Origin of the sequence: Paenisporosarcina sp. TG20 (genome assembly GCF_000286315.1) — a bacterium.
Taxonomy (GTDB): Bacteria; Bacillota; Bacilli; order Bacillales_A; family Planococcaceae; genus Paenisporosarcina.
Map to the genome: position 1 here is coordinate 1 of NZ_ALJG01000212.1, position 10,084 is coordinate 10,084.

General features: G+C 35.8%; 12 protein-coding genes. 8 read left to right on the plus strand and 4 right to left on the minus strand.

Annotation, left to right across the window (positions count from 1 at the left end; all coding sequences use genetic code 11):
• The first annotated feature begins 564 nt into the window (after positions 1-564).
• Genes B371_RS0104310 through mnhG form a run of 7 tightly spaced genes read left to right on the plus strand, consistent with a single transcriptional unit; the run spans position 565 to position 6,329 of the window.
• A complete protein-coding gene (locus B371_RS0104310) occupies positions 565-2,988 on the plus strand; it encodes a Na+/H+ antiporter subunit A (protein WP_019413076.1) in 2,424 nt (807 codons plus the stop codon).
• Complete coding sequence (locus B371_RS0104315; protein WP_019413077.1) at positions 2,975-3,397, plus strand: Na(+)/H(+) antiporter subunit B; 423 nt, start codon at positions 2,975-2,977, stop codon at positions 3,395-3,397. Before B371_RS0104310 ends, B371_RS0104315 begins: the two co-directional genes overlap by 14 nt.
• Entirely contained in the window at positions 3,397-3,738 is a 342-nt protein-coding gene (locus B371_RS0104320; protein WP_019413078.1) for a Na(+)/H(+) antiporter subunit C, read from the plus strand. The genes B371_RS0104315 and B371_RS0104320 overlap by 1 nt, the downstream gene beginning before the upstream one ends.
• Complete coding sequence (locus B371_RS0104325) at positions 3,731-5,215, plus strand: Na+/H+ antiporter subunit D (RefSeq protein ID WP_019413079.1); 1,485 nt, start codon at positions 3,731-3,733, stop codon at positions 5,213-5,215. Before B371_RS0104320 ends, B371_RS0104325 begins: the two co-directional genes overlap by 8 nt.
• A 1-nt stretch (position 5,216) precedes the next feature.
• Positions 5,217-5,696 (plus strand): Na+/H+ antiporter subunit E, encoded by a 480-nt coding sequence (locus tag B371_RS0104330; protein WP_019413080.1) that lies wholly within the window; start codon positions 5,217-5,219, stop codon positions 5,694-5,696.
• A complete protein-coding gene (locus B371_RS0104335) occupies positions 5,693-5,977 on the plus strand; it encodes a Na(+)/H(+) antiporter subunit F1 (RefSeq protein WP_019413081.1) in 285 nt (94 codons plus the stop codon). The genes B371_RS0104330 and B371_RS0104335 overlap by 4 nt, the downstream gene beginning before the upstream one ends.
• Positions 5,958-6,329 (plus strand): monovalent cation/H(+) antiporter subunit G, encoded by a 372-nt coding sequence (gene mnhG / locus B371_RS0104340; protein WP_019413082.1) that lies wholly within the window; start codon positions 5,958-5,960, stop codon positions 6,327-6,329. The genes B371_RS0104335 and mnhG overlap by 20 nt, the downstream gene beginning before the upstream one ends.
• A 60-nt stretch (positions 6,330-6,389) precedes the next feature.
• Here the strand turns inward: mnhG and B371_RS0104345 are convergent, their stop codons facing one another.
• Together B371_RS0104345 and B371_RS0104350 are read right to left on the minus strand one after the other, a co-directional pair.
• The gene (locus B371_RS0104345; RefSeq protein WP_019413083.1) at positions 6,390-6,638 is read right to left on the minus strand and encodes a hypothetical protein; all 249 of its coding nucleotides are present in this window, start codon (positions 6,636-6,638) and stop codon (positions 6,390-6,392) included.
• Between the two features lie 175 nt (positions 6,639-6,813).
• The gene (locus tag B371_RS0104350; RefSeq protein WP_019413084.1) at positions 6,814-8,316 is read right to left on the minus strand and encodes a leucyl aminopeptidase; all 1,503 of its coding nucleotides are present in this window, start codon (positions 8,314-8,316) and stop codon (positions 6,814-6,816) included.
• Positions 8,317-8,498: 182 nt separating this feature from the next.
• On the opposite strand from B371_RS0104350, the gene B371_RS0104355 reads away from it, so the two are divergent.
• Entirely contained in the window at positions 8,499-8,975 is a 477-nt protein-coding gene (locus B371_RS0104355) for a divergent PAP2 family protein (protein ID WP_019413085.1), read from the plus strand.
• A gap of 40 nt (positions 8,976-9,015) precedes the next feature.
• Here B371_RS0104355 and B371_RS0104360 read toward each other — a convergent pair whose 3' ends face one another.
• Positions 9,016-9,345 (minus strand): YuiB family protein, encoded by a 330-nt coding sequence (locus tag B371_RS0104360; RefSeq protein WP_019413086.1) that lies wholly within the window; start codon positions 9,343-9,345, stop codon positions 9,016-9,018.
• A 244-nt stretch (positions 9,346-9,589) separates the two neighbouring features.
• Positions 9,590-9,715 carry a YuiA family protein gene (locus B371_RS23725; RefSeq protein ID WP_019413087.1) on the minus strand — a complete coding sequence of 42 codons (126 nt, stop codon included), beginning with the start codon at positions 9,713-9,715 and terminating at the stop codon, positions 9,590-9,592.
• Positions 9,716-10,084: the final 369 nt, after the last annotated feature.

Sequence of the window (10,084 nt, forward strand, 5' to 3'; positions counted from 1 at the left end):
CTACAATCATTCTCCTGTTTAAAAAAACCGTGATAACAATATAATTCTAAATATAAATATAAAAAGTCATCATATTTTTTAAAATGAAAGTACTCACACATAAATTAAAATGAATTACTAAACAAGAATATATTAATGAACAAACTTCACTTCCGCTGAAATTCAAGAGGGTGCTTGTCTGCTTTTAAGAAAGGAAATCACGCCTTTACATGTATATGTTTAGCTTAACGTAAGTTCTTCCGTGAAAATTCTATTTTAGCATGTTAGTCTTCATATACCAAAAATACCATGAGTACAGGGTTCTTGGTACTTTATAGTCATATACTTTCTTATCTCCTAAAAAACGTTTCTCTTAATTGGGAAACGTTTTTTTCAAGTTTAAAAGATAAATTTTTAATGACAATTTCAGAAAAATTATAATGGTCTCTTCCTATTTATAAATAAAAACTAATTAGGTAAACAATTCTATTTGTTCTAGTGACTATCCCATGCATTCACGTATTATCTACGCTATAATTACTTTATGATTTAGAAAATGTCATTTTTCGAAAAAGGAGAATTAATTTGCCCTTTGTTTATTTTATTTTCTTACCAATGCTTGTTGCACTTGTGATTCCCTTTTTATTCAAAAAAGTTCGTGGCATACACACAGGCTGGTTTGTCCTTGTCGTGCCAGTTGCCTTATTTGGCATTTACACAACCTTACTACCAATGGTCCAGGATGGTGAGTCAAATACCTCATCATTTGATTGGATTCCTTCGCTTGGTATTTCCTTTATCTCGTACATAGACGGATTGAGTTTATTATTCTCCCTTCTTATTACAGGAATTGGGGCACTTGTTGTGCTTTACTCCATTTTCTATTTAGATAGAACACGTGAGCAATTGGGCAACTTTTATGTGTATTTATTACTGTTTATGGCAGCGATGCTCGGAGTGGTACAATCTGACCATTTGATAAGTTTATATTTCTTTTGGGAGCTAACTTCAATATCTTCCTTCTTATTAATTGGTTATTGGTATAAGCGCGATCGTTCACGTTTTGGTGCTCTAAAATCGATGATCATTACGGTCTTTGGTGGATTGTCGATGCTTGGTGGTTTTGTAATGCTATCTATAATGGGTGATACGTATTCAATTAGGGAATTAATTGCCCAAGCACCTGATTTATCTAACCATTCATGGTTTATTTGGTCGCTAGTACTAGTATTACTCGGAGCATTTACAAAATCGGCGCAGTTCCCGTTCTATATCTGGTTACCAGACGCCATGGAGGCTCCAACACCTGTTAGTGCTTACTTACACTCAGCAACTATGGTTAAAGCAGGCTTGTATTTAGTAGCTCGTTTTACACCTATCTACGCGAGTTCAGAAGTATGGATATGGCTAGTAACAGGAGTCGGTTTAATTACTCTTTTCTGGGGTTCATTCTTTGCATTAAAACAAACAGATTTAAAAGCCATATTAGCTTTCTCAACCGTAAGTCAGTTAGGTTTGATCATGTCTCTTTTAGGAGCAGGCGCTATTTCATTCCATTCAGGGATTGAAGATAACACCATTTTTAAATATGCTGCCTTTGCAGCCATTTTCCATTTAGTCAACCATGCAACGTTTAAAGGGAGTCTCTTCATGATTGCTGGGATTATCGACCATGAAACCGGCACTAGAGATATTCGAAAACTTGGTGGATTAATGAGCTTGATGCCAATCAGTTTTACAATCGCGATGATTGGTAGTTTTTCAATGGCGGGTTTACCTCTATTTAATGGATTCTTGAGTAAAGAAATGTTCTTAACCGGAATGCTGTCAATTCTAGAATTTGATCTGTTTGCTTTTGGTACATGGGGAATATTGTTTCCTGTTATCGCATGGATTGCTAGTGTATTCACTTTCGTTTATAGTTTTTACTTTGTATTCCGTACCTTTACAGGAAAATATAAACCCGAGTTATTGCCAAAGAAAGCTCATGAAGCCCCGATTGGGATGCTCATTTCACCTGCTATTTTAGGAACACTTGTTATTGCAATATTTTTCATCCCAAATCTAATTGGGGATGCTTTAGTTAAACCTGCTGTTATGGCCATTCAACCTTATCTGTATACATCTCCTACTGATATAAAAATTAACATAGCAGCGTGGCATGGTTTTTTAGAGCCTGAATTATGGATGACTGTAGGGATCATCGTTGCTGGTTGTTTATTATATTGGACTTTGACAAAGTGGCAGCCAATTTATAGTAAATTCCCAAATTGGTTATCACTAAATAGACTTTACGACAGTTTAATGTATATAAGTGAAGTGGAGACAAATCGTCTTTCTAGATTTTACATGACAGGTTATATGCGTTCGTATTTAGTTTATATGTTTACAGGGATTGTTCTTTTGACCATAAGTACTGTATTTATAAAGGATGCATTTAATATTAGCTTTGCTAGACTTGCACCAATCCGTTTTTACGAACTAATTATTGTTCTTGTGTTGATAGCATGTACAATGACCATATTATTAGCTAAGTCACGTTTAACTTCGATTATTGCTTTAGGTGCTGTTGGTTATACAGTTGCTTTATTCTTTGTAATCTTTAACGCTCCTGATTTAGCGCTCACTCAACTAGTTATCGAAACTGTTTCAGTTGCGTTGTTTTTACTTGCCTTTTATCATTTACCGAAATTAAATCGACATGAAAATCGCATAAAGTTTCGTCTAGGCAATGCATTAGTTGCTATTGGAGTAGGCGTAACCGTTACTATTGTTGCGCTTTCTGCCCATTCACAAAAGCTCATGCCGTCTATTTCGTCTTATTATGAAGAAACAGTCTATACAAAGGCTGGTGGTGGAAACATCGTTAACGTTATCTTAGTTGATTATCGTGGTTTCGATACTTTGTTTGAAATCGCAGTGCTCGCTATCGCATCTCTTGGGATTATTAGCATGATAAAATTGCGATTAACAAAAAAGAAAGAGGTGAATCGAATTGAAAACGAATGATGTCATTTTACAAACGGCAACCAAAATCATTTTCTTCATCATTTTTCTTTTCTCGATTCACATTTTCTTTGCAGGGCACTATACTCCAGGTGGAGGTTTCGTTGGTGGGTTATTGACTGCGAGTGGTATCGTATTATTATTACTTGCTTTCGATTTAAAAACAGTTATGACTAGCCTGCCAATTAATTATACGGTAATGACGGCAATTGGATTGTTGCTAGCATTAGCAACCGCTGCTGGTTCTATTGTTTTTAATGTCCCGTTCTTCACCCATGCTTTTGATTACTTTGAACTACCTTTATTAGGTAAACAGTCTTTACATACTGCAATGCTGTTTGATACAGGCGTATATTTAGTTGTCGTAGGTGTGACGATGACCATTATTCAAACGATAGGAGCTGATGATTAATGGAAATTGTAATGTGTTTTGTTATTGGATTTCTATTTATGGCTGCTGTCTATCTAATGCTATCCAAAAGCTTACTTCGTATTATTATAGGTACTGGAATTTTAAGTCATGGCGCACATTTACTATTGTTAACCATGGGGGGACTTAGGGGATCCGCACCTCCAGTCGTTTCACCAGGAGTAACAAATTATGCAGATCCCTTACCCCAAGCCCTTATTTTAACTGCTATTGTTATTAGCTTTGGTGTAACAGCATTTTTCTTAGTGCTAGCTTATCGCTCTTATCAAGAGCTTGAAACTGATAATATGAATTTAATGAGAGGAAGTGAAGATTATGATTAATTTACTTTTGTTTCCAATCTTACTTCCTTTCTTCTTCGCGATTATTCTAATGTTTTTTCCGAAGAAACGTTTTACTCAACGAATAATCACTATAGTAGGGTTGCTATCCACACTAATTGCAGCAACCATATTACTCATTACAGTTAAAACAAATGGCATTCAAGCAATTACACTTGGTAGTTGGCCCGCTCCATTCGGTATATCAATGGTGTCAGATATGCTATCCGTTTTACTTGTACTTTCATCCACATTAATTACGCTTATAGTAGTGTGGTATAGCTTTACATCCATAGGAAAAGCTCGTGAGGAAAACTTCTACTATCCAGGTGTTTTATTCATGTTAACAGGTGTAAATGGAGCATTTACAACTGGAGACATTTTCAACATGTTTGTATTCTTTGAAGTATTGCTCATGGCATCTTACTTGCTAATTGTTTTAGGTGGTGAGAAAGTCCAATTAAGAGAATCCATTAAATACATTTTGGTAAATATTATTTCTTCCGCCCTATTTGTTGTAACAGTTGCCTACTTATATTCGGTTGTTGGCACACTTAATATGGCAGATATTTCAGTCAAGATTTCACAATTAGGACAACCTGGTATTATTACGGTTATTGCGGTTCTATTTTTAATTGTATTTGGTTTAAAAGGAGCTATTTTCCCACTTTACTTTTGGTTACCAAGTACGTATGCTGCTCCGCCTATTCCGGTACTCGCGTTATTCGGCGCATTACTAACGAAAGTTGGCGTGTATGCCATCATGCGAACATATACTTTGTTTTTCACTTTAGATCAAAGTTTCACGCACGAATTGCTTATGATCATTTCCATTCTAACCATCATTGCTGGTTGTATTGGCGCATTAGCGTACTTCGATGTGAAGAAAATTATTATTTATAATATTATTATAGCTGTGGGAGTTATATTGTTTGGGGCTTCCCAAATGAATGAAGCATCGCTTATGGGTTCCATATTTTATTTAATTCACGACATTTTGATTAAAGGTGCACTGTTCTTATTAATTGGTGTGATTATAGCCATTACGGGCACATCAAATTTAAAAAAGATGGGTGGTTTAATTAAATACTATCCAATGCTCGGGTGGACCTATTTAGTTGCCGCATTTGGCTTAGCTGGAATTCCGCCCCTAAGTGGATTCGTTGGTAAGTTACTTATTATTCAAGGTGGCTTTGAAGCGGGCAATTTATGGGGCGGCATCGTTATACTAGCTTCTAGTTTAGTTGTATTACTTTCAGTCATGCGCATTTTCATCTATGCTTTTTGGGGCGAACCTGTTGAAATAACTCCACTAACGAAGCGTCACTATCGTGGATTATTTACTCCTGCAGTGATTTTAGTTGGTATTAGCGTATTATATGGTGCCGGTTCCGAGTGGCTTGTCCCTTATATGAGTGATGCGGCAGATGTAATGTTAAATCCTTCTCAATATATACAAGCTGTTTTAGGAGGTGCTTAACATGGCTTTTCAATTATTATTAAACTTTCTTATTGCTTTAATTTGGATGTTCTTAAGTATTTCTTTCGACGCTTCTACATTTATAGTAGGATTTTTGTTAGGTATGTTAATGATTTGGATAATGAAAGGTTTTCTCCCAGGACGATTCTATATGCACCGTGTGTGGGCAGCAATAAAATTGTTCATATTATTTTTAAAAGAATTAATTTTAGCTAATTTTCAAGTATTATATTTAATTGTCCAACCTTCAATGCCTATTAAACCAGCAATTTTCGCTCTTCCTACTGTATTAGAAAAGGATTGGGAAATCACACTATTATCAAATTTAATCTCGTTAACACCTGGTACTCTTGTTATTGACGTTTCTGAAGATTCGAAAACACTATATATCCATGCATTAAATTATGGTGATGCTGATGAAACGATTGATTCTATTAAAAATACTTTTGAGAAAGCCATTTTGGAGGTGAGTCGATCATGATGACTTTCTTTTGGGTTATGGCATTCTTGATCAGCCTATCTATGTTAGCCTTTATTTACAGGTTAATTATTGGGCCGTCTGTTCACGACCGAGTGGTTGCGCTTGATTCTTTAGGTGTTGCACTCATATGTATGATTGGTATTATTTCAATTTTGGCTGGAACAAACTTTTTCTTAGAAATTATATTGTTGCTTGCAATCTTAGCCTTTATTGGAACTGTTGCTTTCTCCAAGTTTTTAGAGAAAGGAGAGATCATACAACGTGATAACAATATTAGCTAATATATTAATTATTTTATCCACTCTATTTGGCGTCATTTTTCTACTAGTCACGGCAATAGGATTGATCCGTTTGCCTGACGTTTATTGTCGTACACATGCTGCGTCCAAAAGTGCTACTCTTGCAGTTATGTTTATCTTACTAGGTGTATTTCTTCACTTTTGGTTAATAGAAGGACATGTTAATACGCTCATCCTTCTTGGAATTGTTTTCTTGTTCATAACAGGACCTGTAGGAGGTCATGTCATAGGTCGATCTGCATATTTGACAGGTGTGAAACTTTGGAATAAAACCGTTAAAGATGAACTAGCAACTGATGTAGAAGAGAGAAAAAAACAACATGAACAACAATAAAACGCTATTGCTTTTCATTTAAAAATGAAAAGCAATAGCGTTTTTTATAAGTGGTTAGCCTTAGTATGGATAACCTCCATACGGATTTCGGTATGGATACGGGTTATATGGAGTATACGGGGTATAAGGTCGAACAGGGGCACCATATATAGCTGAACCTAATAAGCCTCCAGCTAAGCCACCTAAAAATGGGGCTCCAAATGCACCAAACCCACCAAATCCACCATAACCTCCATAACCTCCATAACCTCTACCATAACCTCTACCATAGCCTCTGCCATAGTATGGACGATAATACGGATTGACCATATGTCTCTCCTCCTCTCTTTCTTAACGTATGAAAAAAAGTAGGAATGACATATGCATATAGCCTATTCACATTTCCTAGTTCCAAAACCTAGTTGCAATTCGGACATATTTTATTTGCTATACTTCATTCATGGTTTCCTTTCAATGAAGTAGTAAAGATTAAGAATTCTTCTTACTATTTGTCTTCTCCCATTCGCTCAACAAGTGTTGCAAGGGAGCGAACCATTGCTCCTGTTCCACCTTTTGGTCCAAGATCATGCGAAGTACTCGCTGCAGAAGTGCCTGCGATGTCTAAATGAATCCAAGGTGTGTTATCAACAAATTCTCCTACGAAGCCACCACCGAAGATCATATGACCATCACGACCTGGTGAGTTGTTTAAGTCAGCTACATCACTTTTACGAAGTCGTTTTTTGTCATTTTCAGTTAACGGCAAACGCCATACAAATTCTCCTGTCTCAACAGATGCTTCTAAAAATGTTTCGAAAAATGCTTCATCATTTGTAAGTGCTCCTGTTTTATCCATACCTAGCGCAACAATCACGCCACCTGTTAATGTTGCAACATCCACAATATAATTAGCTCCGTTTTGTTTTGCATAAGTTACTGCATCAGCTAATACTAGTCTACCTTCCGCATCTGTGTTTAGTATTTCAATTGTCTTACCACTTAAAGATGTGATCACATCATCTGGTTTAAATGCATTTCCTGAAATCATGTTATCAGTAGCTGCGATAACGGCTATGACATTTTGATTTGGACGAGTCTCACCGATAATGCGCATTGCTCCAAGTACTGCTGCAGCACCACCCATATCGCCTTTCATGCCAACTAAGCCGTCTTTAGGCTTAATTGAATAGCCACCGGTGTCATACGTAACCCCTTTGCCAACTAAACCAACTACATCATTCCAATCATCACTTGCTCGGTATTTCATTACCATAAGTCTTGGTTCTTCTGTTGAACCTTGATTTACTGCTAATATTGCACCCATACCGAGTTCTTCCATTTCTTTTTTCCCTAATTCTTCATATTCAAAATCATATTCTTCAGCAAGTTCTTTTGCATACTCAGCCATTTTAGTCGCTGTTAAAACGTTTGAAGGCATATTAACTAATGTACGGGCTTCATTTACTGCTGCTGCATATACTTGTCCTAGTTCAAAATAAGCTAAGACTTCTTGCTCATCAGATTTTGTCAGTAATTCAATTTCGTCTAGATAGTAATCAACTTTATTTGATGATGTTTTATAATTGGGTACTTGATACAGACCCATTCCTATTCCTTCTGCCGCTAAATACGTCGTGTCTTCAATATCTATGTCGTCATTTGTAAATGACTCTAGCCAAATAGAGACTTTTGTTGTTTTTGAAGCAACTAGCTCTTTTCCAACTGTCCCGAATATATCGCGTAAGTCGTCTTGTGTTAAAGATTTGCGATCACCAAGGCCAACGAAGAAAATTCTTTGAAGTTGACCATCTTGAAGTGTTGGTAATTTTGTTAAAACCTTTCGATCAGTTGATACATCACCTGATTTTAACCATTTATTTAATGATGAACCATAAAAAGAAACAAACTCCGACCAATTCTCTGTGTTTTCAGGATGTTTAAATGTCCCTACAATTAATACTTCCGTTTGAATTTCATTGAAATTAACTTCATTTATTGCTGCTTTCACATAAACCCCTCCATTTTTAAATACAAGTTCTATTATATACGAAATTCCTTCGCTTTTCGAATTAATCAATAACCCTTAAGAGTTTTCAAGACATTTTGATATGTTATACTTAAGAAAGTATAAGCAGTACATGACAGACTTTTTTAACTACAAATTACGACAAGAAGGGTGGACACAGCCAAATGGACATTTTAACAAATATTCCACTCCTTGCTGCTTTATTTGGAATCTTATTTGCTCAATTCATAAAAATTCCTATTCTATATTTAGTGACACGTCAACTCGACTGGAAGCTGTTTACTTCAACTGGTGGGATGCCAAGCTCTCACTCAGCTGCCGTTACAGCACTTGCAACAGCAATTGCATTCGAAACTGGTCTTGGATCCCCTCTATTCGCAGTGTCGTTAATCTTTGCAATTATTGTCATGTTTGATGCAACTGGTGTCCGATTTCAAGCGGGGCAACAGGCTATCATAATTAACCAAATGCGCCATGATTTCCAAGTTTTTGTGAATCAATCAAAAGATTGGGGTCAGAAGAAAAATGAAGAGAAAATTAAAGAACTCAAAACACTTCTTGGGCATAAACCAATGGAAGTATTTGTTGGGGCATTAACCGGAATCGCCATTTCGATTATCATTTATTTATTTATAATTTAAAAAGCAGTGGAGCTGAAATACCAGCTCCACTGCTTTTTTATTAAAACATTTGATATCCATTTTTGCGTAACATTTTAATAACTATTCCCGCAATAATTGCACCTACTAAACCACTCGATAAAATTAAGATATCAGCAAAATGAAGTGATATTAGCTTATCACCAAGGGCTTGGAATGCCATTGCAGGCGCTGAGAAGTACTCAAAAAAGCCTACTTCATCAATGATTAAGATGACCACAATTGGATAGACAATTGCCATTAACCAAGTCATTCGAAGTAACATATTAATTAAAAAGCCAATTCCAAAAAACATTACTAAAAATAATAATACTGATATCATCACTGTTACTAGCGTAAAATTCCCGTCCATTGAATTGTTCCCTCCATGCTTCCTTTTAACAGTTTACATGATTGGTAACTCCCTTTCAATAAACGTAGACTTAGTTCACGATACTGTAATAATTAGGGGAATTAAATCAACTTTAAAGTTGTTTCAAATGGAGAGTAGTTCAGATGTTAAACAGTTTTAAATGTGAATAATACAGAGTGAATAGTATCGATATTTATGTGAAATCAAAAGTATGATATTTCGTAAGTTTTAATCCATAAGGAATCTATTTTTTACCTGAGCCATCACAACAAGCACATGTTTCAGATCCTCCAAGACGTAATTGAAAATATCCGTTCCCTTTGCAATATGGGCATTGATTGGCTTGTTCATTTTTCTTGTGAATTGTCATTCTATTCAACTCCTTATCGTTCTTAATATTCAGATAATATATCATATAAAAAGAATATTGTAAATAATAAAATTTTATAATAATATACATACCGACATTTTTCTCTTACTTGCAAGGAAAAAAGTTAAGTGGACAGAAATTAAGAGGAATTAGTTAGTTGCCAGCTAAACAGAAAGTTGACCCATTTGAACAGAAAATTACTCAATCACACGAAAAGTTGAACCATTTGAACTGAACCAATTAGAAAAACCAGGCAAAGTACGCCCGATCCTTAAAGAAAGCACACAGTAACCACTTTGGTTTATGGTATGATTTCCGTTACAGGCGGACGCTTTCCGCGGGCGGTCCAGTGAGCCTCCTCGTCGCAAG

What these genes read in the sequence shown, in the direction of transcription:
- B371_RS0104330 (WP_019413080.1), top strand. Translation starts at nt 5,217, where the DNA reads ATGGCTTTTCAATTATTATTAAACTTTCTTATTGCTTTAATTTGGATG.
- B371_RS0104345 (WP_019413083.1), bottom strand. Translation starts at nt 6,638, where the DNA reads ATGGTCAATCCGTATTATCGTCCATACTATGGCAGAGGCTATGGTAGA.
- B371_RS0104335 (WP_019413081.1), top strand. Translation starts at nt 5,693, where the DNA reads ATGATGACTTTCTTTTGGGTTATGGCATTCTTGATCAGCCTATCTATG.
- B371_RS0104325 (WP_019413079.1), top strand. Translation starts at nt 3,731, where the DNA reads ATGATTAATTTACTTTTGTTTCCAATCTTACTTCCTTTCTTCTTCGCG.
- B371_RS0104355 (WP_019413085.1), top strand. Translation starts at nt 8,499, where the DNA reads ATGGACATTTTAACAAATATTCCACTCCTTGCTGCTTTATTTGGAATC.
- B371_RS0104320 (WP_019413078.1), top strand. Translation starts at nt 3,397, where the DNA reads ATGGAAATTGTAATGTGTTTTGTTATTGGATTTCTATTTATGGCTGCT.
- B371_RS23725 (WP_019413087.1), bottom strand. Translation starts at nt 9,715, where the DNA reads ATGACAATTCACAAGAAAAATGAACAAGCCAATCAATGCCCATATTGC.
- B371_RS0104360 (WP_019413086.1), bottom strand. Translation starts at nt 9,345, where the DNA reads ATGGACGGGAATTTTACGCTAGTAACAGTGATGATATCAGTATTATTA.